At 42.6% G+C, this 23,751-nt stretch carries 23 protein-coding genes and 1 riboswitch; of the genes, 8 read left to right on the top strand and 15 right to left on the bottom strand.

Features of this window, described 5'->3' with window-relative positions:
* Nucleotide 1: 1 nt before the first annotated feature.
* From C6Y07_RS11000 to C6Y07_RS10985, 4 genes are all read right to left on the bottom strand, one after another.
* On the bottom strand, nt 2-724 hold the full coding sequence (locus C6Y07_RS11000; protein WP_034659958.1) for a response regulator transcription factor: 723 nt from the start codon (nt 722-724) through the stop codon (nt 2-4).
* A gap of 176 nt (nt 725-900) precedes the next feature.
* The gene (locus C6Y07_RS10995) at nt 901-1,716 is read right to left on the bottom strand and encodes an ABC transporter ATP-binding protein (RefSeq protein ID WP_060597288.1); all 816 of its coding nucleotides are present in this window, start codon (nt 1,714-1,716) and stop codon (nt 901-903) included.
* Between the two features lie 19 nt (nt 1,717-1,735).
* Nucleotides 1,736-2,758 (bottom strand): FecCD family ABC transporter permease, encoded by a 1,023-nt coding sequence (locus C6Y07_RS10990; protein WP_034659961.1) that lies wholly within the window; start codon nt 2,756-2,758, stop codon nt 1,736-1,738.
* Nucleotides 2,759-3,811 carry a FecCD family ABC transporter permease gene (locus tag C6Y07_RS10985; protein WP_060597289.1) on the bottom strand — a complete coding sequence of 351 codons (1,053 nt, stop codon included), beginning with the start codon at nt 3,809-3,811 and terminating at the stop codon, nt 2,759-2,761. It lies immediately after the preceding gene.
* A gap of 259 nt (nt 3,812-4,070) precedes the next feature.
* Here C6Y07_RS10985 and C6Y07_RS10980 point away from each other — a divergent pair, with 259 nt between their 5' ends.
* On the top strand, nt 4,071-5,009 hold the full coding sequence (locus tag C6Y07_RS10980) for an iron-hydroxamate ABC transporter substrate-binding protein (RefSeq protein WP_060597290.1): 939 nt from the start codon (nt 4,071-4,073) through the stop codon (nt 5,007-5,009).
* Between the two features lie 36 nt (nt 5,010-5,045).
* On the opposite strand, the gene C6Y07_RS10975 is transcribed toward C6Y07_RS10980, so the two are convergent.
* From C6Y07_RS10975 to C6Y07_RS10960, 3 genes are all read right to left on the bottom strand, one after another.
* Nucleotides 5,046-6,452 carry an amino acid permease gene (locus tag C6Y07_RS10975; protein WP_060597291.1) on the bottom strand — a complete coding sequence of 469 codons (1,407 nt, stop codon included), beginning with the start codon at nt 6,450-6,452 and terminating at the stop codon, nt 5,046-5,048.
* Nucleotides 6,453-6,644: 192 nt separating this feature from the next.
* A riboswitch (Lysine riboswitch) is annotated at nt 6,645-6,823 on the bottom strand.
* Nucleotides 6,824-6,944: 121 nt separating this feature from the next.
* Nucleotides 6,945-7,088, bottom strand: coding sequence for a small acid-soluble spore protein SspJ (gene sspJ, locus C6Y07_RS10965; RefSeq protein WP_034659969.1), 144 nt, complete (start codon nt 7,086-7,088; stop codon nt 6,945-6,947).
* A gap of 82 nt (nt 7,089-7,170) precedes the next feature.
* Entirely contained in the window at nt 7,171-7,599 is a 429-nt protein-coding gene (locus C6Y07_RS10960; protein WP_034659971.1) for a MarR family winged helix-turn-helix transcriptional regulator, read from the bottom strand.
* Between the two features lie 171 nt (nt 7,600-7,770).
* On the opposite strand from C6Y07_RS10960, the gene C6Y07_RS10955 reads away from it, so the two are divergent.
* From C6Y07_RS10955 to modB, 4 genes are all read left to right on the top strand, one after another.
* Entirely contained in the window at nt 7,771-8,262 is a 492-nt protein-coding gene (locus C6Y07_RS10955; RefSeq protein ID WP_060597293.1) for a metal-dependent hydrolase, read from the top strand.
* A gap of 125 nt (nt 8,263-8,387) precedes the next feature.
* Nucleotides 8,388-10,238, top strand: a complete 1,851-nt coding sequence (locus C6Y07_RS10950) for an LTA synthase family protein (protein WP_066030417.1) — start codon at nt 8,388-8,390, stop codon at nt 10,236-10,238.
* Nucleotides 10,239-10,389: 151 nt separating this feature from the next.
* Entirely contained in the window at nt 10,390-11,166 is a 777-nt protein-coding gene (gene modA, locus C6Y07_RS10945; RefSeq protein WP_060597294.1) for a molybdate ABC transporter substrate-binding protein, read from the top strand.
* Nucleotides 11,166-11,831, top strand: a complete 666-nt coding sequence (modB, locus tag C6Y07_RS10940; RefSeq protein WP_066030416.1) for a molybdate ABC transporter permease subunit — start codon at nt 11,166-11,168, stop codon at nt 11,829-11,831. Before modA ends, modB begins: the two co-directional genes overlap by 1 nt.
* 40 nt (nt 11,832-11,871) lie before the next feature.
* On the opposite strand, the gene C6Y07_RS10935 is transcribed toward modB, so the two are convergent.
* The 7 genes from C6Y07_RS10935 to C6Y07_RS10900 all read right to left on the bottom strand — a co-directional run bounded on the left by C6Y07_RS10935 (nt 11,872) and on the right by C6Y07_RS10900 (nt 20,153).
* The gene (locus C6Y07_RS10935; protein ID WP_034659979.1) at nt 11,872-12,717 is read right to left on the bottom strand and encodes an aldo/keto reductase; all 846 of its coding nucleotides are present in this window, start codon (nt 12,715-12,717) and stop codon (nt 11,872-11,874) included.
* A gap of 69 nt (nt 12,718-12,786) precedes the next feature.
* On the bottom strand, nt 12,787-13,656 hold the full coding sequence (locus C6Y07_RS10930) for an ROK family protein (RefSeq protein WP_060597712.1): 870 nt from the start codon (nt 13,654-13,656) through the stop codon (nt 12,787-12,789).
* 63 nt (nt 13,657-13,719) lie between these two features.
* Nucleotides 13,720-15,735: a Na+/H+ antiporter gene (locus C6Y07_RS10925; protein ID WP_034659982.1), complete on the bottom strand. Its 2,016-nt coding sequence runs from the start codon at nt 15,733-15,735 to the stop codon at nt 13,720-13,722.
* A gap of 321 nt (nt 15,736-16,056) precedes the next feature.
* Nucleotides 16,057-16,668, bottom strand: coding sequence for a trimeric intracellular cation channel family protein (locus C6Y07_RS10915; protein ID WP_003212961.1), 612 nt, complete (start codon nt 16,666-16,668; stop codon nt 16,057-16,059).
* 146 nt (nt 16,669-16,814) lie between these two features.
* Nucleotides 16,815-17,228 (bottom strand): disulfide oxidoreductase, encoded by a 414-nt coding sequence (locus tag C6Y07_RS10910; RefSeq protein ID WP_060597297.1) that lies wholly within the window; start codon nt 17,226-17,228, stop codon nt 16,815-16,817.
* Entirely contained in the window at nt 17,225-17,911 is a 687-nt protein-coding gene (locus C6Y07_RS10905; RefSeq protein WP_060597713.1) for a DsbA family protein, read from the bottom strand. The genes C6Y07_RS10910 and C6Y07_RS10905 overlap by 4 nt, the downstream gene beginning before the upstream one ends.
* Nucleotides 17,912-18,053: 142 nt before the next feature.
* A complete protein-coding gene (locus C6Y07_RS10900) occupies nt 18,054-20,153 on the bottom strand; it encodes a heavy metal translocating P-type ATPase (protein WP_066031734.1) in 2,100 nt (699 codons plus the stop codon).
* Between the two features lie 427 nt (nt 20,154-20,580).
* On the opposite strand from C6Y07_RS10900, the gene C6Y07_RS10895 reads away from it, so the two are divergent.
* The 3 genes from C6Y07_RS10895 to C6Y07_RS10885 are packed head-to-tail and all read left to right on the top strand — an operon-like array spanning nt 20,581 to nt 23,148.
* A complete protein-coding gene (locus C6Y07_RS10895) occupies nt 20,581-21,324 on the top strand; it encodes a metal ABC transporter ATP-binding protein (protein ID WP_060597298.1) in 744 nt (247 codons plus the stop codon).
* Nucleotides 21,324-22,196 carry a metal ABC transporter permease gene (locus C6Y07_RS10890; protein WP_066030413.1) on the top strand — a complete coding sequence of 291 codons (873 nt, stop codon included), beginning with the start codon at nt 21,324-21,326 and terminating at the stop codon, nt 22,194-22,196. Before C6Y07_RS10895 ends, C6Y07_RS10890 begins: the two co-directional genes overlap by 1 nt.
* 13 nt (nt 22,197-22,209) lie before the next feature.
* On the top strand, nt 22,210-23,148 hold the full coding sequence (locus tag C6Y07_RS10885; protein ID WP_106156677.1) for a metal ABC transporter substrate-binding protein: 939 nt from the start codon (nt 22,210-22,212) through the stop codon (nt 23,146-23,148).
* Nucleotides 23,149-23,185: 37 nt separating this feature from the next.
* Here the strand turns inward: C6Y07_RS10885 and C6Y07_RS10880 are convergent, their stop codons facing one another.
* Nucleotides 23,186-23,734: a hypothetical protein gene (locus tag C6Y07_RS10880; protein WP_060597300.1), complete on the bottom strand. Its 549-nt coding sequence runs from the start codon at nt 23,732-23,734 to the stop codon at nt 23,186-23,188.
* Nucleotides 23,735-23,751 lie beyond the last annotated feature (17 nt).

Raw genomic sequence — 23,751 nt, 5'->3', positions numbered from 1 at the left:
ATTAATTAAGAACCTTCACAGGGTGCGGAATAAATTTATATCCCATACCACGGATGGTCACAATATATTCAGGCTGACTTGGATCTAATTCAATTTTTTCTCTCAGCTTTCGAATATGAACCATGACGGTGTTGTTATCACCATACGACGGGACGCCCCATACTTTCTCATAGATTTGATCTTTTGAAAGAACCACATTCGGATGATCACAAAAGTACTTCAGCAAGGATAGAAGCTGAGCTGAGCATGCCGTCATCTCTCCTCTCACTTTCAGTTCGGCTGAATGAGGATGATATGAGAAATGGGCATATTCATATTGGTTTTGAGCCTCTTCTTGCTCTTCCTGTAAGGAGATATATGTTCGGTTTAAGTGAGCCTTAATTCTAGCCACAAGCTCTAGCGGATTAAATGGCTTTGTAATGTAATCATCTGCCCCCTGCGCAAAGCCGGTCAGTTTATCTACATCAGACGTTCTTGCAGTTAAATAGAAAATGGGTGCTTTCGTATATTTTCTCATTTCAGGAAGAACATCAAAGCCAGACTTACCGGGCATCATCACATCTAGAAGTAAGAGGTGGATGTCCTCGTTTTTGACAACATCTAATGCTTCATCTGCATGGTAGGCTTTATAAATATGCTTGAATCCTTCTTTTTTTAATACGCGTTCAACCATTTTTACAATTGCTTCTTCGTCATCTGCAATCAATATTTTTGCTGTTTCCACGCATCTCTTTCCTTTCTAGCTATGATCTCTAACCGTATATTACCATTGTCTAAAGTAAAAAAGTACCTCTTTTCTGCATAAAAGCGAAAAAATATCAACTGGAGAAAATGGCAGTACTAGGAAGTTTCAGAGACGCAAAAAAACTCGGCTATTCCACCGAGTTCCTTTTACTTTTATTATCCATTCACAGCTTCTAGCTTTCTTTCATGATTCATTAAGTCATATGTTAAACAGATCGGCTTATTTGTTCTAGGATCAAGTACAATTTCTGCATCAATGTGGAATACCTGACCAAGCACCTCTTTGGTCATGACCTCATGAGGCGTCCCATCTTTGATGACTTTTCCTTGATTGAGGGCAATCATGTAATGAGAAAAACGTGCCGCATGATTCAAATCATGAATGACCATCAACACAGTTCGTCCCTGCTCTCTGTTTAACCGTTCTAACAGCTGAAGAATCTCGAGCTGATGCGCAAGATCCAAATACGTCGTTGGCTCATCTAATAGAAGCAGTTCTGTTTCCTGGGCAAGTGCCATCGCAATCCATACACGCTGACGCTGTCCACCGGAAAGTGCTTCAATTGGCCGGTCATGAAAAGCGATCATGCCCGTTTCCTCAAGTGCCCATCTGATGATTCGTTTATCTTCATTTGATAAGCGACCAAATCCATTTTGATGTGGGAAACGTCCATATGACACAAGCTCATACACTGTCAGTCCGCTTGGTGCTTCGGGCGTTTGCGGTAAGATCGCCATTTGTTTTGAAATTTCTTTTGTAGGCGTTTGATGAATAGCCTGACCATTTAAGTAAACAGCTCCTTGATGGGACTTCATGATCCGGGACATTGTTTTTAAAATCGTTGATTTCCCGCATCCATTCGGCCCGATCAGTGTTGTCACCTTGCCTTTTGGGATACTGATATTTAAATCATCTACAATCAAACGGTCCTGATAACCGATACAAAGCTTTTCTGTTTCGAGCGATTTCATATGTTTTTCTCCTTCCTCATTAGTTCGTTTTCATCAATAAGTAAATGAAGTAAGGTGCGCCTAAAGCAGAAACGACAAGGCCAACTGGCACCTCTGATGGTGCAAGTATGACGCGGCCAAGTGTATCTGCCAGTAATAATAACAGTGCGCCAATCAACGCGGAGGCCGGTATCATTCCTTGATGCTTTGGCCCAACAAGCTTTCTCGCCAAGTGCGGTGCGGCTAACCCTAGGAACGAGATACTACCTGCAACAGCGACACTTGCACCTGCTAATGCAACGGCAATCAGCATCAGAAAGCTTCTTTCTTTATGAACCGAGATCCCTAAGCCATAGGACAGCTGGTCACCTAAATTCATGATATTTAGGTAGCGTGCTCTCACAAGCGCTAACACAAGGAAAATGAGCATCCATGGCAGAACAGACAGGACATACGTCCAGCTTGAGCCCCAAATGCTTCCTGATAACCACACGATGGCTTGGTTAAAGTCATTTGGGCTCATTTTTAATTGGATGACCACAATCGCTGCTGAAAACGCAGCATTAACGCCAATTCCCGTTAAAATCAATCGAACAGGTGTGATGCCTTTTTTCCACGCTAACACATAGATGAGAAATGCAGCAAAGCCTGCACCTGCAAATGCGAAAAGCGGCAGTACAAAAATCGTCAAATTACCTAAGTTCGACATCGTGCCTTGGAATGCAAAGATAAAGAGCACAACGGCAAATCCTGCGCCCGCATTCACACCAAGAATACCGGGATCAGCCAAGCCGTTTTGAGAAACACCTTGCCAGATAGCTCCTGATACAGCGATGGAAGCACCAACAAGTAAAGCGATGATCATTCTTGGAAGTCTGAATTCGAACAGCACAAGCTCATCCATTTCACTTCCGAATCCAAAAAATGTTTTCAATGTATCTATCGGAGAAATACGAATTTCTCCGGTATTTAAACTAATCAGAAATACCGCGACGATGGCTAAAAAGATCATCAGCATCGTTCGTTTATATTTCTTTTTCTTTGCCTGCTGCACCATTTCCATTTAAATTCCGCTCCTTTCACGTCTAGCTAAATATAAGAAGAAAGGAACGCCTATAATCGCAGTAATGGCACCGACTGGCGTTTCAAATGGAGCATTGACTAGCCTTGCAGCAATGTCTGCATAAATTAACAAAATGGCACCTAAAATAGCTGAGCAAGGGATAATCCATCGATAGTCCACTCCGACCAAGAATCTAGTGACATGGGGAATGACAAGCCCGATAAAACCAATTGAGCCTGCCACCGACACAGCAGCACCGGTTAAAAGAATTACGACCAATATTCCTAGCACCTTGACCGTTTTCGTATACTGCCCGAGCCCTTTAGCCAATTCATCACCTAAGCTCAGTACAGTGATCGAGCGAGCAAGGATCATCGCAATCAAAAGTCCTGCAATAGCGACTGGAATAATGACCTGAATGTTGCTCCAATTCACACCTGCAACGCCGCCCGCATACCAAAAGCTCATGTCCTGAGCGACATCAAACCGGATGGCAATTGCTGAAGAGATGGAGCTTAAAAGTGCCCCAACCGCCGTACCTGCTAGTGCGAGCTTCACTGGGGTCAGTCCTCCCTTAGACAGAGTACCGACACCAAACACAATAGATGCACCGAGTGCGGCTCCAGCAAATGACCAAAGAATTAATGTGAAAGAAGATTGACCTGGGAAAAATGCAAATGCTATCGCAATCGCAAATGCAGAGCCATTTGTCACACCCATAATTTCAGGAGACGCAAGCGCATTTCTTGTCATCCCTTGCATGATGGCACCAGATACAGCTAAAAAGGCACCGACGAGTGCAGCCCCAACTGTACGCGGCAGCCTCAATTCCCGAATGATTTGATGTGAAGTTTGTTGTGGATCAAATTGAAAAATGGCTTCCCATACCGTGTGAAGATGAATATTTGCTGCTCCTAATGATACCGATAAAAAAAGACCAAATGCTAAAGCGATAATTCCTATGATGACAACAGCTGCTGTTCCAAAGGGTTTCGTGACAATATCCATTGCATCGTCCTTGGCTGGCAGCTGTTTATTCGATTGTGAGCCCAAAACCAGTCTCTTCCTTTCCGTTCATATCTATTCCTCATTAGTGATAATGATTATCAATCTCGAAGTCTAGTATATCATTTTCTTTTCTTTTTGAAATCATTGTTCTGAACATTTTCTTTATTTTCATCAAAAAACCGGGAGAAACTTACCATTTTTCTTTAGGTCCTAAAATAGCCGATGCATTTTTCATCCCATCATGTTACGATATAATTGAAATTGAGAATCATTATCAAAAGAAAGTGAATAGGAGAGAATCTTTGTGAAAAAACGATCGGGATTTCTTTTGATTTTCTTAGCCGTTCTTATGCTTTTTACAGCTGCTTGCGGCAGCACTTCAAATAAAAAATCTGGCGCCAACCAGAATGACACAATCACCTATCAGGATGTCAAAGGTGAGGTCAAACTCCCTAAAGATCCGAAACGAATTGTGCTTCTGGCGGAAAGCTACTATGGAGACCTCGTGACACTTGGCAAGACGCCAATTGCTGCAACTGCACCCATCTTTAAAAACCCTTTCTATAAGGGAAAAACGGATGGTGTCAAAAACCTTGGACCAACCCCTTCTGTCGAAAAGGTAGCGGCTTTGAAGCCAGATATGATTATCGCTTGGGGAGAAGACGAGAAATTTGATCAATACAAAAAAATTGCTCCAACCGTTGCAATTAAATACAATCAATATTCCTTTAAAGATCAGCTAAAAGAATTCGGTAAAATGACAGGTACACCGAAAAAAGCAGCAGAATGGATCACAAAATGGGATACAAAAATAGCTGAGGTAAAGCCTAAAGTAACAAAAGCGGTCGGCAGCAAAACCGTTTCAATCGTGTCGCCTTTTGATAAAGGTATTTATATCTTTGGAAACACCTTTGCGCGCGGAGGCGAAATCATTTATGACGAGCTGAAATTACGTGCGCCAAAGGCAGTTAAAAAAGACGCTATCGACAGCGGTGTCGGCTATGCAAATATTTCCCTTGAAAAGCTGCCAGAATACGCAGGCGACTATATTTTCACTAGTCCATGGAGTGGTTCAAAAAGTAAAGGAGACCAAGTGTATGAAAGCAGCATTTGGACATCACTGCCTGCTGTACAAAATAAACACGTATTTGAAATCGATCCTGTCGGGTACTTCTTTAATGACCCAGTGTCACTAGAAGGACAGCTTGAGTTTATTGTGGACCGATTAACATCCGCATCATAAAAAAAACGTTTCTCCATTTCTGGAGAAACGTTAACCTTATTCTGTTCCTTTGGCGAATCCTTTTGACATGAATGGATAAAGCAAAATACCTACTAAGAACAGACCGATCCCAAGTCCAAATGTTTTCAAATCAGCTGTGCCTGAAATAATGACCCAAGCGGAATACCCCATCGCAACAAGCGCAATGATTCCGTCTCTTGTTCGCTTCCCTTTTTGAAGATCATACGTGTCACCTTGCATGATGACCTTAAAGCTATAGATCGAAGACACAATATACGGAATGAGATACGCAAGTGTCGCTGATGTCGTTAAAAAGGTAAAAGCTTCATTAATCGTACGGGACATCACGGAGAAAATAAACAGTTGTGACATGATATTTGTAACCGTCAAAGCAAAAACAGGACTGCCTTTTTTGTTTGTTTTTGCAAATACTGCTGGGAAATCGCCAGCCTTTGCTGCTTGATACGGTACTTCTGAACCAAGTAAGATCCAGCCAAGCATCGAGCCAAATAAACAAATGATCGCAAGCAGTGCCATGACTATTCCGCCAGCCGGTCCAATAATGAGCTGAAGCACGTCAACGAATGGTTTATCTGAGCCTTGCAACTGATCATGCGGCAGGACGCCCATTGTAATCAATGTAATAATCATGTAGATGGAAAGTGCGATTAAAAGACCTGTAATCGTTGCACGTTTCACATCGCGCTGCGAGGATGCTCTCCCTGATAAAATCACAGCTGATTCGATGCCAATAAATGCCCATAGTGTGGAAATGGCCGCATGATGAATTTGGCCTCCAAGTCCGAGCACTCCTTCGCCTTCTGCTGCAACTGGGAAGTAATAATGTTCAAATAATGCCGTTTGGAATGCAAATAATCCCGCAACAATAAAAAGGACGAATCCAAGTACCTTTGAAAAGGTCGTAATAAAGTTTAATTTACTTGCAGCACTTAAGCTTGTAATTAAGATCGTATGTGTGCCCCAAAGAAGAATGGTACATACAATAAACGTTGTCAGCTGACCAAGTGTGATCGCTTCTTTTCCAAAGGTGAAAATCTCCGTCTTCACGGTGAGAATAGGGAAAAATGTCGTTAAATAACCGGCAAGACTCGTAATAATTGCGACATTACTAATCCAGCTTGCCACCCAATATCCCCAAACCATTGTAAAACCGGCCGCTTTCCCTTTTTTCGGATCGTTAAAAAGCGCTCTTGCATAACTTTGTGGTCCAGCCGTCAGCTGCGGCTTATGAATGGACAAATGCCCAAAAACAAGTGCAATCATCAGCACACCGCCACCTGTAACAAGCCATGCCATCGTCACACCTAAAGGACTGGCATGCTGGGCAAGTGTACTTGGCAGCATAAAGATGCCTGACCCTACCATATTTCCGACGACAAAAGCCGTCAATAACCAAAAACCCCATTTTTTTGTCTGTTCCATTTCCGTACCTCCGTTATATTCACTTCGGACCAGACCCGGCAGTATCTTCATTGATATATTCGTGAAGCAATGACTTGTATTCTTTATGTTCATCATGGGTCACTTTCTTAACAGCATACCCTTATCTTAGATACTCAGAACATAAAAAAAAGCCTGAACAACAGTCCATGCTTTTCAAAACATACACCTTGATCTCCGGATAGCCCTCCACGCTTCAAAGACGTGGCAGTCCTGCATTTATTCAATGCAGACCCAGCATAAAGAAAGTTGGAGCTCTCTCTACACTTCGGCGCTGATGCCTTTTTTCTCATGATCTTCGATTCCATCTCTCCCATGAGTGACTCATCATCCGCGCAACCTCTACCTCACTGAGACATAGCGTGAGGATTTCTATTCATTTTTACTACACGAAGGTTATCAAACATTCTCACATCTGTCAAAGGGAAAAACATAGAAAAAAGGCAGAGAATCATTTCTCTGCCTATTACCTGCTTATTGATCGTTGTTTTTCTTCTTTTGTACAGCTTCCTGAAGCGGATCGCCTGCTAGCTCTTTGCTTGCTTCTTCTAACAGCTGATCAACCTGCTTGTGGTCTTGCTCGCTTTTCGCCTTTTTATCCTTTTGGAAAAATGACATCGCTGTTTCCTCCCTTTTCATAAAATGCGGTTGCCTGTTTAATTTGTGCTACAGTGCGCCTCATTATACAAGGTGGAAAGGCTCAATCATCATGGAAGGTCTGTCTCATTTTTTGCAAATACGTCAAAAAGGTCTTTAAGTCTTCCTTTGTGAAGTCTGACATCATATGCTGAATCACCTTTCCGAAAAGACGTGTATGCTTTTCATAAATCGCTACCCCTTTTTCCGTAGCTTCTAACCGGACTAGCGTGGGGTCGTCTTTGTCACGTTCTCTCTGAATATAGCCCTGCTCACATAATTTATTGAGTGCAATGGAGGCTGCACCTGGGTTTAAGGAGAGTCTTTGTTTCAGCTCTTCGGCATGTGATACTTTGCCTTGTATCAAAATAGAAAGAGCATATATCTGCGGTGGCGTGATGTCTTTTTCTAACTCAAGTAACTTGCGGTTTAATTTACGGCTGACTTCATAATGTACGAGAACAATTTCTTTTAAAATGTCTGCATTACTCATCCGAATCGCATCCTTATCGTTAGTATCAACATGACTTCCCCCTTATTATAGAATGTTTTTCCAATCAGCCAACCCTTTTGTCCTCTTTTTCTTTAGAAATAAGCCTTGCTGAATGAATTCACCCTTGATATAGTGAGTACTTGAACAAAAGATAGAACAGGAGTACGCATCATGACAGGAAAAACACACATTATGGGCGGAATCGCCGCCTCAACGGCCGTCGCCTACTACTACGGACTCGACCCAGTCATCATGGCTGCAGCTGGATCAGCAGGTGCTCTGATCCCCGATCTTTGCCATACAAAAAGTAAAATCGGCAGAAAATTCCCGTTGCTCTCGACACTAATCAGCAGCGTGTTCGGTCATCGCACGTTTACACACAGTTTATTATTTCTGCTGATCATTTATTTTCTCGCGACAACATACATTCCAAATGACAGCTTAAGTACCGGTTTACTCGTTGGAATGGCGAGCCACCTTATCCTTGATGCTGGAACAGTGAACGGCATTAAATTTTTATTTCCAGCTTCCATTAAAGTGCGTCTCCCCTTCTATGTCAAAACAGGCAGCACAGGAGAACAAGTCGTACTAGCTGCTCTCACCGTCGTCACCTGCTATTACATCGCCGTCATCTGCGGCATATCCATCCCAATCCAGTTCTAACAGAATAAAAAAAGAGTTTTGCGAAAAAGACAGGATATGAATTGATCATTCCTCATTTTTTTAGTAGGTTTAAGATAAGTGTTTTTGCCTTGCAGCTGAATACAGAATGGTGAGGAGATACATAAATGAAAGCGTTTTTCAAAAATCACTGGTTTTTAGTGTATTCCATCCTTTTCATGTGGATGAAAACATACATCATTTATCAATTCGGATTTCACATACGAACGGCCAATCTGTTTCATGAATGGCTGCTTTTGATCAATCCACTTAGCTTTTTGCTCCCTTTGTTTGGGATTGCTCTTTTTTTAAATGAAACCAACCAAAAGGTTTTTTTATTGACCGCAAATTTTATTCTAACGGCGATTCTCATCTCGAATACGATCTTTTATGGTTTTTATATTGATTTCATTACCATTCCCGTGTTATTCCAAGCGAAGAACATGGGAGATATGGGCAGCAGTATGACGGAATTATTCCACCCGCTCTTTGTGCTGATGCTCATTGATTTTGTGGTACTGGCATGGCTGCTCAAGCGCAAACCATTAGCCCCAAAAGCGTCATTCAAGACGATCAAAACGTATTATGCGGTCTGCTGCAGCTTCTTATTGTTTCATGTCAGCTCAGCTATGATGGATCACCCTCGATTTCTGACAAGCTCTTATGATCGTGAAGTCATTGTCAGAAACCTCGGGCTTTTCCAATTTCATCTGTATGACGGTGCTGCCCAAACGGCACGCATTGGACAAAAGGCCTTTGCAGATGAAGATACGCTTTCTACTGTAGCAAACTACACAAAGGCTGATTACAGCGCACCAAACGAAGAGTATTTTGGACTTGCTAAAGGCAAGAACGTTGTGTTCATTTCACTTGAATCGACGCAGCAATTTGTCATGAATCAAAAGGTGAATGGACAATCCATCACTCCCTTTTTAAATCAACTGGCTAAAAAGAGTTTTTATTTTGATGAATTTTATCAGCAGACAGAGCAGGGGAAGACGTCGGATTCAGAGTTTATTGTCGCTAATTCCCTCTACCCTTCTAGCAGCGGCGCTGTCTTTTTCACAGCGAGTGACAACGAATATGACACGTTATACAAGCAGTTGAAAAAGGAAAACTATCAATCCGTCCAATTTCATGCGAATAATAAAACGTTTTGGAATCGTGATGTGATGTATGAATCGCTTGGAATTGATCGTTTTTATGATGTCGATTCATATCATGTCAATGAACGGAATTCAACTGGCTGGGGCTTAAAAGATATCGACTTCTTTGATCAATCCATTGATCATTTAAAAAAGTTGAAGCAGCCTTATTACAGCACATTCATTACACTGACCAATCATTTTCCATTTGAAATTGACCCGAAAGATCAGTTTATTGATGAATATGATTCGTCCAGTACCATTTTAAACCGCTATGTGACGACCGTCCGCTATCAAGATGAAGCGGTTAAAATGTTTTTTGACCGTATGAAAGAAGAAGGATTGTATAACAATACGATGTTTGTCCTCATGGGTGACCACTATGGCATCTCAGAGGCACATCATGAGGCAATGGCACAGCTGCTCAATAAAGAGGAAATCACGCCGTTTGATGCGGTCAAACTGCAGCGGGTACCCTTTTTGATTTACATTCCAGGTGTCACGGATCAAGCACCGCAGACCATTTCTGAAACAGCTGGTCAAATGGACGTAAAGCCGACACTTCTTCACTTACTTGGGATTGAAACGAAGGATGCCATTCAATTCGGCAATGATTTATTTTCAAATGAACGTACGCCTTTCGCTGTACTGAGAAACGGGAACTTTATTACAGATGATTATCTCTATACAAAGAACACCTGCTATGATCAAAAAACAAAAGAACCTGTTGAACAGGATGAGGTGTGTCAGCCTTATATCGAAAAAGCCAATAAAGAGCTTTCCTTATCAGACAAAGTGATCAATGGGAATTTGCTGCGTTTTTATCAGAAGTAAACAGGATAAAACGATCCCTTTTATCTTCACGCTGAAAGTCGCCATTTGGCGGCTTTTTCTTTTCTCTTTTTACTGAAAGCCTATGAATGCTCAAATAAGTTTGCTTATAATAAAGGGAACCACATGATATTGAATGAGAAGAGGTGTGAACATGAAGTATACATTCTTAGCCTTCATCTCCATATGTTTGCTCCTGAGTGGATGCCAAACAGAGATGATGCCATCTAATTCGAATAAAAAAACAGAGCTTGTGATTTCAGCAGCGGCAAGTCTTCAGGATGCACTAAAGGAAATTGAAGCCTCCTTTCACAAGCAACATCCGAATGTGACATTAACGAATAACTTCGGGTCATCCGGCGCATTGAAGCAGCAAATCGCTCAAGGAGCAAAAGCGGATCTTTTTTTCTCAGCAGCTGAGGAGCCATTCGATGAACTTGTTCAATCTGGAGACATTGATCAAGATTATATCAAGGACGCTATACAAAACGAGCTAGTCCTTATTGTGCCAAAAGATGGCTCTTCCTCTATTAAAAGCTTTCAAGACGTCCGGCACGTAAAAGGAAAGATTGCTCTTGGCACACCTGAATCGGTTCCTGCTGGTACATATGGCAAAGAGATCTTCACACAACTGAACATATGGGACCAAGTGAAAAAGAATGCTGTCTACGGCAAGGATGTGCGGCAAGTCCTAAGCTACGTCGAAACAGGAAATGTAGAAGCAGGTGTTGTGTATAAAACAGACGCCCTCGTTTCCAAAAAAGTAAAGATTGCAGCTGAGGCAAATCCGGACATGCACTCCCCGATTATGTATCCAGTAGGGATTGTAAAAGGGACAGAACATCTAACGGAAGCCAAGGTCTTTTTTCAATTTCTTCAATCTGATAAAGCCAAATCCATTTTTAAGAAATACGGCTTTCAAGTGTCGTAATGGCTATGCTGACTGAAGAATTTCTATCACCCATTTGGCTGTCCATTCAAGTGGCCATCGTCAGCGGACTGTTGGCCACTGTTTTTGGCACAACGGTCGGCTTTTGGATGACGCGAACAACTTTTAAAGGGAAAATGATTGTGGAAACGTTCCTGATGATGCCGCTCGTTCTCCCACCAACAGTCGTTGGCTTTTTATTGCTCGTCGTATTCGGAAAACATAGTGTAATAGGGGGCGCGATTGAATGGATCTTCCATCAGCCGGTCATTTTCACATGGTGGGCGGCGGTCATTGCTTCGACAGTCGTGGCATTTCCGCTCATGTATCAATCAGCAAAGGCGGGCTTTTCTACAATTGAGTCAGATATTGAAGGGGCTGCAAAAGTTGATGGTGCTCATTCATTCCAAGTCTTTGCCTATATTACGGTACCTCTTGCCCTGCCTTCCCTGCTGTCTGGCAGCGTCCTCAGCTTTGCGAGAGCCCTAGGAGAATTCGGAGCGACCTTAATGTTTGCCGGCAACATCCCAGGAAAAACTCAAACACTCCCAACCGCTATCTATGTGGCGATTGACTCTGGACGAATGGAACTTGCTTGGGCCTGGACGATTTGTATTGTGATCTTATCTTTTATTATGCTTTTGGCTGTGCGCAGAAGCAGTACATAAAAAATCCCCTTTCTCATATGAGAAAGAGGATTTTTTTCATTTATTCAAACCCAACCGTCATCGTCTCTGGATTCGAGCCGACGCGCTCGTTATTGTTTAACGCATCGATTTTTTCCATGTCTTCTTTGGATAGTTCGAAATCAAAAATATCTGCATTTTGTTTAATGCGTTCTTCGTTGATTGATTTAGGAATCGTCACGACGCCGCTTTGCAGATCCCAGCGCAAGATGACTTGCGCAACAGATTTGTTGTAGCGTGCAGCAATGTCCTTCAATACGTCATGATCTAATAGCTTTCCTTGCATCAGCGGAGACCACGCTTCAATTTGAATGCCTTTTTCTTTTGCGTATTGACGCAGTTCGACAAGTGTCAGTTTCGGATGAAATTCAACTTGGTTCACGGCTGGAACAACCTCAGCATCTTTTAACAGCTCTTCTAAATGCTGAATGTAGAAGTTGCTGACGCCAATGGCTCTCACTTTCCCATCCTTGTAAAGCGTCTCAAGCGCACGCCATGTGTCTTTAAATGTATCTGCATTTGGGCCAGGCCAATGAATCAAATAGAGGTCTAAGTAATCAAGACCTAATCGATTCAAGCTTGCGTCAAACGCAGCCAGCGCTTTGTCATAGCCTTGATCCGTGTTCCATACTTTAGACGTAATGAACAAGTCTTCTCGTTTCACGCCAGATTCTTTAATCGCTTTGCCTACGCCTGTCTCATTTTTATAAACGGCAGCCGTATCAATACTGCGGTATCCGTTTCGTATGGCTGCTTTTACGGCATCTACCACTTGATTGCCGTCCTCCACTTTGAATACACCTAAACCAAACCAAGGCATTTCCACTCCGTTATTCAGTGTTACGGTATCATTCAAGCTTTTGACCATTTTAACAACCACCTTTTTCATAGATTCCATCTTTTTCATTATCTCACGTTGTCCATTAAAACTCTATTATCAGGCGTTTTTCTTCGCTTCGATGGCTAACAGCAAAGCACCTGTCATGCCGGCCTTGTCCTCAAGTCCAGGAGAGACAATGTATGTATCAAGCGGCGGCAGGTCTACATAATCATTGAGATAAGCAGCAAGCTTCTCTCGAATCAGTGGAAACAGCTGCTTTTGCTTCATGACACCCCCGCCCATCATGATGCGCTCTGGGCTTAAAATGAGCGAGTACTGCATCAGCGCCTGAGCCAAATAATCAGCTTCAAGTGCCCAAACTGATTCTTCCTCCGTGAGCTCTTTGGCAGATTTCCCCCACCTTTTCTCAATCGCTGGGCCAGCTGCCAGTCCTTCTAAACACGTCCCATGCGCTGGGCAGACTCCTTCAAACGGGTCTGATTCATGCTGCCTGACAAGGATGTGCCCCATCTCTGGGTGCGAATGACCGTGAAGAAGTTCGTTTTTTACAACAGCGCCAGCACCGATACCCGTACCGACCGTGATATACATACAGCTTTTCAGCCCTTTGGCTGCTCCTTTTGTTAATTCACCTAAGGCTGCCGCATTAACATCTGTTGTAAAGGATACTGGGACCCGTAATTGCTTCTCTAGTTCTGGAATGAACGGGTAATGCTTCCACTCTACTTTCGGCGTGTTCATGATATAACCGTAAGAAGGATCGTCTTTTTGAACACAGATTGGTCCAAAGGAGCCGACCCCTAATGCTTCAATGTCATGCTGCTCGAAAAATGGAATGAGCTTTTGTAATGTTTTTTCTGGGTGCTCTGTTGGAATCGTCATTTCCTCGAGAATGTCCCCATGCTCATTGCCGATTGCACAACAAAACTTTGTACCGCCAGCTTCAATTGCTCCATAATACGCCATCATTGATCTCCCCCTGCTTGTTCTCTTTCTTCATCATAAAACATAGGGGAGAAGATCACAACATTACGTATTGGTCAGGAGAACAGCTTCCATGTCATTGATATACTCCCTTAAATGATGGGCAATGTCACGATTGATTTCACCATCTTCATACAGAGTTTGAATTTCATTTCGTATTGTCTGTACAGCTTGGAAGTTAAGCTCTTTTTTCTTCCGGTCAAATGAACGGTCTTTTTGCTGAAAGAAGCTTGGACCGTGTTCACATCGATAAATGACTTGGTTGTAAAAACCAATCACTTGATGACACGTTTGTTTATTTTCATCGGTCATATGCTGTTTGATCGAGTCCACAGCAGCCTCAGCCGTTTTCTTACGGATTTGTTTGTACGAGCCCTCGTTTTCTAAAATGCCGCTGGAAACGTGCTGATTCGGCCGCCATAATTGGAGCCATTGAAGCAAGCGCAGAAACTTCACTTTTGAAAAACGGATTTTGAAGGAGTTTGAATACAGCATTTCTAGCTCATGAAATCTTTCTTGCAGCTCATAGGCTTCTTCTTTATCGATTTTCTCTTCCTCAATGAGCTGTTGCAGCTTCATCTGCTCAGCTTTGATTCCGTGCAGCCTGATCTTTCTCTCTTGTTTTCTCATCCCGAATTGATACGGTTCACGCTGGATATTGCGCAGCTTCATTCGGTAATCATTGATGAGTGCAAGAGACACTTCCCTATTGTCTTCATTCATTCCTTCTCTTAAGGTTTTAATGGCACTTCTTAGCAGCTTCCGTTTCGCATGCTGAATCTTTGTATCCAAATCCACAGCAATTTGCTTGTCTTTTTTCTCAGATAAAAGAGGCAGTAACACACTAGCTAAAATGAGTGTACATAAGATGACGCCTGCTGCGAGGAAAATAATCAAATGCCGTTCAGGAAACGGTGATCCGTCCGCAAGTGTAAATGGGATGGAGAAGGCACCGGCTAATGTCACAGCCCCACGAACACCAGAGAATGTCATGAGCATCGAGGCGCGAAGCTTCGGTTTTTTCACATTTTGCTTTTTCGTTGCACTCCAATTCCCTGCCCAGAACAGCCATACCCATAAGAACCTCAGGATCATAAGACACAGCGTGATGATTAAGATGTAACTGATGACCTGCATATTATTAAAGGCTTCATCCTGGAAAATGACCGTCGATACATCAGGAATCTGCAATCCAAGGATAACGAAAACAAGTCCGTTTAAAATAAATAAAATAATATTCCATGTGTTTGATGAAGCAATTTGCAGTTTGGCTAAATTTGCTTCCATTCGATCCTGCTCAATAGCGTGTGTCACACCGCCAGCAACAACCGCTAAAATACCGGACACACCGATTTCTTCCGCTGCTAAATAGATGACAAATGGTGTAAGAATTTGCAGGATGATGTGCATCGTGACATCGTCCATTCCTAGACGGCGGAGGAAATAGCGAAAACGAATGATAAAAAAGGATAGAATAAATCCAGTCAATAGACCACCTGCGGCAATCAGAACAAAGCTAAAGGATGCCTCAGCAATTGAAAAAGCGCCAGTCACCGTTGCAGCAATGGCAAATTTAAAGGCGACAAGTCCTGATGCATCGTTCATCAATCCCTCGCCTTCCAGCAGTCTCATGATACCCTTTGGCATGTTCACACGGCTGGAAAGAGCACTGACTGCTACCACATCTGTCGGTGATAAAATCGCTGCAAGCGCAAATGCGGCTGGAAGCGGAATGCTTGGGATCATCCAATGGATGGTATATCCTGCTACAATGACTGTCGCAAATACTAACCCTAGGGCTAACAGAAGAATCGGCGCTCTTAATTTCCACAGCTCGTCCCTTGGGGTACGCTTCCCGTCATTAAATAACAGCGGCGCAATGAATAAAACGAAGAATAGTTCGGGATTTAAAGAAATATGTAAACCTGAAGGAAAAGCCGCCACCAATATTCCTAAGCCCACTTGAATTAACGGGACTGGAATAAAGGGGACAAAACGATTGATAATATTAGATGATGCGATGAGTGCTAGTAATACAAGCACTGCCAAAAAAATCTCCACTAGTACGTGTCCCTCCTATTTCAATTTTTTCGTCAAGTTTTGCTTACATGCAAAGATGTGTTCATTCCATGTTGATTCATCCGTCCGATCATAGGTGCTTCTTTAGTATTCCGCAAAATGTGAAACCAACACATAACAATCCATCTAGGCAAAAAAAGCTGAATCCAGATATTCAGCCAGCTGACAAAATTTTCATCCCATGTATTGTTCCAATGATGAACAAAAAGACCCTGCTTTTATTTTACACGAAAACTCCATTACCTGCTGACATCCAGCTCGTATCAAACACAAAAAAAAGAGCGAAACCGCTCTTTTCTCGTTTTACCCTTTATTTAAAAAATAAGACCTAGCGGGAAGCCGCCATTTGAATAGGTAGGAACAAACCCTGCATACGACAAGGATGAGAAACAGCAAATACAAAGCAATCTCTCCTTGTGCTAAACCGAGTCCTACGAGTAAGCCGCCAAGTGCTGCCCAAACTGCGTAAATCTCCGCTTTTAGCACAAGCGGCTTTCGCCCTGCCAATAAATCACGCACAATTCCGCCTCCGCTTCCAGTCAAAATGGCTGCCACAATGACCGCACTGAGCGGAAGCTCTCTTTGCACAGCAAATAATGCACCTTGAATCGCAAACGCTGCTAAACCAATCGCATCCGAGAAATTCCCCCATGTGCTCCAGTGCTTGAGCAAAAGCTTTGGAAAAAGAAACACAATCGTAATGGATACAAGAGCAATGGTAAACATTTTGCCCTGTGACCATAAAGCAGACACCGGAAGACCGATTAATAGATTTCGAATCGCTCCACCGCCAAATGCTGTCACAATCCCTAAAATGTACACACCAAGAATATCGTACTCTTCCTCCATTGCTACTATCGCACCACTAATGGCGAATGCGATAATACCAATGATACTTAAGACTTCCCATGCCATTTTCCGCTTATCTCCTTACATGATCTGATCATCTAACACTACTCCCTTAATGTATATCTGACATAAGCGAAAAGCAATACAAATTTTCTTTAAATTTTATCTTTTTGCAAAAATAAAAAATAGCCCGCTGAAAAGCAGGCTATCTCTCAATCTTCTTTTGCATTTAACAGCAGCATACTGAGGATGATCAGAATAAATGCAATAAGTGCTAACAGCGGAATGGTAATAAAACCAAACCAGTTCAGATAATCAACGGAACAAGGAATGCCGCTTAAGCAAGGACGAATCGACGCAAAGCCCGGGATCTTTTGTTCCATATAATGATAGATGGAAAAGCCAGCACCGATCACAGCCAAAGGCAGTACGTAATACTTCACTTTGACATCGCCCCGGAACGTAGCAATTCCAAGTAAGAGCACGAGCGGGTACATGAAAATGCGCTGAAACCAGCACATATCGCATGGGATAAACTTCTTTATTTCACTTAAATACAGGCTGCTCATCGTCGCAACGATAGAGACAATCCAAGCACTGTATAAGTAAATGAGCTTATTCTTCATGATTTTTTCCCTTTGAGCTCTTGATCAATTAATTCTTTGATTTCATCATAGTCATAAAAGTTTTGAACTTGTTTATTGTTAATCAAAATCGTTGGTGTTGAATTCACTTTATATTTGTTCACAAGCTGATCGTCTGTGTTCAGCTGCGGCTGATACGTTTTCTTTGATAAGTTATCTTTGAGTTTGTCCGTATCAATTTTTGTTGTCTTTTTCGCTAGTTCAGTCAGCTTAGCAGGCGTAACCCATTCCGCTTCACTATCTGGCTGTGCTTGATAGACAGCTTCATGGAATGCCCAGAAGTTTTTTGGATCTTCTTTCCACACTTCTTCAGAAGCTAGTGCTGCTAACACTGCGCCATCTCCATGAACAGGCAGTGGTAAATTAATAAATGAAAAGGATACATCGCCTTTATCTATGTAGTCTGCTTTCAGCTTTGGGAAAATGTCTGTTTCAAATGATTTACATGACGGACATTTGTAGTCCCCAAACTCAACGACTTGCACCGCTGCGTTTTTGTCCCCTATGACAGGCTGTCCTTTAATCGAAGGCTTACTGTCAACTGTTTGTGCTTCTTGGCTGTTCTTGTTCCCAATCACAACAAATAGACCGATGAGAAGAGCTGCGATGATGGTTAAAATGACAGCAAATTTAATGGATGAAGATTGATTATTTTTCTTACTCACATAAGCACCTACCTTATCTTTTTCATTCCTTAAAAAAGAAAAAGGATAATAGCTTAGAAAAATGCCATTATCCAACTTCTTCTATTTTAACAAGAGGGGGTCGATTATGAAAGATGGTATTCATGAAATTTTCCTTACAATTTTATTTCATGACCCTCATCGCATTTAAAACAGCGAGTACGGTGACACCGACATCCGAGAAGACGGCTTCCCACATGGTCGCAATACCGAATGCACCGAGTAATAGGAAAATGCCTTTGACACCAAGGGCAAATGCGATATTCTGCCATACAATCCTTCTTGTTCGTTTCGCGACAGCGATGGCTTCTGCTACCTTTGATGGCTGGTCCGTCATGATGACGATATCAGCCGCTTCGACAGCTGCATCTGATCCAAGCCCGCCCATTGCAATTCCTATGTCTGCTCTTGCTAATACAGGTGTATCATTAATGCCGTCCCCAACAAATAACAGTTTTTCTTGAGGCGCTTTTTTCTGATCAATTTCTTCTAATTTCGTTACTTTATCCTGCGGCAATAATTCTGCATGTACTTCGTCGATACCAATTTGCTTGGCGACCGCAGTTCCGACTTGCTTAGCATCACCAGTGAGCATGACGGTTTGAATACCAGACGCTTTTAGAGCAGAAACGGCCTCGATTGCATCATCCTTCAATTCATCTGCAATCAAGATCGATCCGGCAAACTCACCGTTAATCGCCATGTACACAACGGTTCCGCTTCTTTTTTCTTTTTCATACGCAATGCCTTCTCGCTCCATCAAGCGATGATTTCCCGCTAAGACATGGGAACCGCTGATGGTCGCTTTAATTCCATGTCCCGCGATATCCTCATATGCTTCAATCTGGCTTTCATCAAGCGGCGAGCTGTATGCCGCTTTAATCGATTCTGCAATAGGGTGTGAGGAATGGGCTTCTGCCAGTGCTGCAAAAGAAAGCAGCTCCTCTTCTGACCACTTGTCACTGGTTGTGACGATATTGGTCACCGTAAAGTTTCCTTTTGTGAGTGTGCCCGTCTTATCAAATACAGCATATCTCACAGAATTCAATGCTTCTAGATAGTTACTGCCTTTCACAAGGATGCCTCGTTTAGAAGCTGCCCCAATTCCCCCGAAAAATCCTAATGGAATGGACACAACAAGAGCACAAGGACAAGAGATCACGAGAAAGACAAGTGCCCGGTACACCCAGTCAGACAATTGTGCCGATGGAATGAAAAGCGGCGGCATAAAGGCCAGCAATAAGGCAAGCAAGACGACAGCCGGTGTATAATATTTTGCAAACTTTGTGATGAAATTTTCTGTCTGTGCTTTTCGGCTGCTCGCATTCTCAACCAAATCTAAAATCTTCGTCACTGCCGATTCACTTAGCTCTTTTTGCACTTCAATTTCAAGTATACCGTTTTGATTCACAAACCCTGCAAGAACTTCTTTTCCCGCTTCTACATCCCGCGGCACCGACTCCCCTGTTAATGCGGATGTATCAACAAGTGAGAAGCCTTCAATAACGAGCCCATCCAGCGGAATTTTTTCACCAGGCTTCACGACAATACGGTCACCGGCTTTTACTTCTTCTGGATTCACTTTTTTCGTTTCATTTCCGACTTTTAGATTCGCGTATTCTGGACGTATATTCATTAATTCACTAATTGATCGTCTTGAACGGTTCACTGCCGCCCCTTGGAAGAGCTCTCCAATTTGGTAAAAGAGCATGACAGCAAGCGCTTCTGGATATTGCTGAATGACAAAAGCACCAACCGTTGCAATCGTCATTAAGAAGTTCTCATCAAAGACTTGACCTCGCACAATATTTTTCAGCGCTTTAAAAACCACATCACCGCCGACTAGTAAATATGCTGCGAAGAACATAATGAACTTTAATACACCATCTTCAGGTATAAAGAAAGCTGCTGTTCCAATGACTGCACCGCCAATTAATTTCAGCACAATCGTTTTTAAATTTTTCGTCCCGTGATCATGATCGTGATGATGACCATCTTCTTTCGGTGATACACTCACATGAGGTTCAATGGACTGAACAGTTTTTTCAATTCGCTTTGACATCGTTTCTTGCTTATCTGCATGCGTCACAGTCAAGGTGCCTGTCGCAAAGTTAACAGAGCAAGCTTCCACTCCATCCATTTTGCTGACACCTGTTTCTATTTTACGTGCACAGTTGCCGCAATCAAGACCGCTTAATACGTATTCATCCTTCATCTTTTTCATGTTCTCACCTTTTTCTATATAAGTAGCCTTCCCTGATTCAATCAAACCTATCAGCTGCTGTGGATATTATATATGAGCACATATTCATATATTGAATTATCTTTATTATATGAGGAGTTCTGATCAGCTGTCAATCATTTATAAGCAAATGTTTGGTTTTTTTATGCCCAATCCTGCCACATGGATTTTCAATAATCCAAGCTCATGTCCCCCGCTCCCCGCATAACATAAAAACGATAGTTTGACCTCTGACAGAAAAAGTGCAGCTTTTCTCTTTACAAAAGAAGGACATACACTTAGAATGAAATAAAAGTTTCCCTAAGGAAACAAATTAGCATTAGAGAATCATTTCATCCTTTAGTCAAAACTATTTAATGTATGCATATATCTTTAGGAAGTGCAATGATGATTGAAAGGGGCCGCAGACATGCCAAATGCTTTAACAATCGACCGTCTTCATGTCTCATATCACGGGCAGGATGCATTAGAGAACATCTCTCTTTCCATACAGGAAGGAACGATGACAGGAATCATAGGTCCAAATGGTGCCGGTAAATCGACTTTACTCAAGGCATGTTTGGATTTAATTGAAAAAGACCAAGGGGATATTCGCTTTTTTGAACAGCCCTTTAAACAAGTCAGAAAACAGATCGCCTATGTACCACAGAGAAATGATCTAGACTGGACGTTTCCTATTCATGTGCTGGATACCGTGCTACTTGGAACATATCCGAAGCTTGGCCTGATGAAACGTCCGAAAAAAGAAGACCGGGCATATGCGTACCACTGTTTAGAAAAGGTCGGCATGCAGGACTTTGCCAAAAGACAGATTGGTGAGTTATCCGGCGGTCAGCAGCAGCGTGTCTTCCTTGCAAGAGCACTTGCGCAAAACGCACAGCTCTTCTGTTTGGATGAACCGTTTGTTGGGATTGATATGGCCAGTGAAGAAACGATGGTTCGCATTTTGCAAGAATTACGGGATGAAGGAAAAACCATTTTGGTTGTCCATCATGATTTAAGTAAAGCCGATGATTACTTCAGTCATCTCGTTCTGTTAAATAAAAAACTCATCAAAGCTGGACCTGTACACGACATCCTTCGCCCAGAGGTCATGCTGGAGGCATATGAAACGCAGCTACCATTCTTAAAATCAGCAGGAGGAGACGTGTAATGGAATTTTTAACCGGACTCTTTGAATATGCGTTTTTACAAAAAGCGTTATTTACATCCGTGATGGTAGGCATTATTTGCGGGGTCATTGGCTGCTTTATCATTTTACGGGGCATGGCATTGATGGGAGACGCCATATCGCATGCTGTGCTGCCAGGTGTCGCCATCTCTTATATGCTGGGAATTAACTTTTTCTTCGGGGCCGTCTTAACTGGCGTATTAACAGCGATTGGGATCGGATATGTGAGTCAAAACAGCCGAATTAAAAATGACTCTGCGATTGGCATTGTCTTCACCGCTTTTTTCTCAATCGGGATCATTTTGATCACATTTTTGAAAAGTTCCAGTGATTTATATCATATCTTGTTTGGAAACGTTCTAGCTGTTCGATCATCTGATATGTGGATTACACTTGGCATCGGCATTTTTATCCTGCTGGCTGTCATCGTTTTCTACAAAGAACTGCTCATTAGTTCATTTGATCCGGTCATTTCTTCGGTTTACGGTTTACCGAATCGAATGATCCATTATTTTCTCATGACGCTGTTGACCCTTGTGACCGTTGCTTCACTGCAAACTGTTGGGATTATTCTTGTTGTTGCCATGCTTATTACGCCGGCAGCCACTGCGTATCTCTTAACAGACCGGCTATGGATCATGATCTATTTATCTGCTTTTTTCGGGGCAGTTTCTGCCGTCGTCGGACTTGGGCTTAGTTTTACGTATAACTTGTCGTCTGGCGCTTCTATCGTGCTGGTCGCGACCATTTTATTCGGGAGTGCCTTTATCCTTTCACCAAAGCAAGGAATTCTATGGAGATCATTAAAATCTAAACGAAAACGAACGCAGCTAAAAAAGGAAGCGTCTATGTAAAAGGAGGACATATATGAAGAAGGTATTTGCAATCCGTTTGACCGCAGTATTCATTGCCCTTATGGTCATCACAGGCTGTTCTACTAAACAAAATAATTCCGGCAAAGATGACGGCACATTAAAAGTCGTCACGACCTACTCCATTCTTTATGACATTGTGAAGGAAGTAGGCGGAGAGCATGTCTCTATTCACAGCATTGTTCCCATTGGTACAGACCCACATGAATTTGACCCACTGCCAAAGGATGTTCAGCATACAACGGATGCAGACCTTGTTCTATATAATGGTTTAAACCTTGAAACAGGGAACGGCTGGTTTCAAAAGCTGCTCGAATCGAGTGGCAAGGACGGGGATGATGCACCTGTAGCCGAATTAAGTAAAGGCGTCAAAGTAAAACATTTATCTTCAAAAGGCCTCGAAAGCCAGCAGGACCCCCATGCTTGGCTGAATGTCGAAAATGGGGTTCTGTATGCTCAAAATGCCCGGGATGCGCTTATTGAAGCGGACCCTGAGCATCAAGAGGATTACGAAAAAAATACAGAAGCCTATATCAAAAAGCTTCAAGCGCTTCACGATGAAGCAAAAGACAAGTTTGATCAGCTGCCAAAAGACAAAAAGCTCCTTGTGACAAGTGAGGGAGCCTTCAAGTATTTTGCAGATGCCTATGGACTGAAAGCAGGCTACATTTGGGAGATCAACACAGAAAGTGAAGGAACACCTGGACAAATGAAGCGCATCATTCATTTTGTCAAAGATCATCAAGTTCCTGCGCTCTTTCTTGAAACAAGTGTCGATCAACGCAGCCTTGAAAGCTTATCTGAGGAAACCGGGGTTCCGATTAAAGGAAAAGTATTCACTGACTCCATTGGAAAGAAAGGTGAAGATGGGGACAGCTACTATAAGATGATGAAATGGAATATTTACACCATTTACAAAGGGCTTTCATCATAAGAAAAGACAGGCAGAGTGATTTCGCCTGTCTTTTTTATTAGCTGGCTATATTTTGCGGGTGTTTTTTCGGCCAGATCACATAGCTGATGCTAATGACGAAATCAATGGCTAAGACCATTCCCCATACTCTCGCTAGCTGCATCAGTGCTTCCGTTCGTTCTGGTGCTTGGATGAGAAAAGATAACCCAAATAGCAGACCAGCTCCGATGACATAAGAGACGAAATGCCGCGTCCAGCTGACCATTTCATACACTGACCGTTCCTTCCCGTACTTAGGTCTTCCCTTCGGCTTAGGGCCTCCTGCAAATCGATAAGCAAACCGAGCATCTGCCCATTTCACCATTTGATGTCCAAAGGCGAGACTCACCCCAATATAAACAGCCGCAAGCCCGTGGATGACACTCGCCACAGCCCCTTGCCTTAAATCCATATAAGTAGCCGCAAGAAGGATTAGATCCAAAATCGGCGTACAGACCAGAAAGAAGGCGCCCCACTTTTTCTGTCTAAATACATAACGCAGTGTTAAACCCACCAGAATAAACAGCCAAAAACCAATTTCACATGCCACAATCAATAACCCGACCAATTTTCACCACATCCTTT

This window comes from Bacillus sp. LNXM12-1 (genome assembly GCF_003004375.1).
Taxonomy (GTDB): domain Bacteria; phylum Bacillota; class Bacilli; order Bacillales; family Bacillaceae; genus Bacillus.
This window is presented reverse-complemented; position numbering and strand designations above follow the sequence as displayed.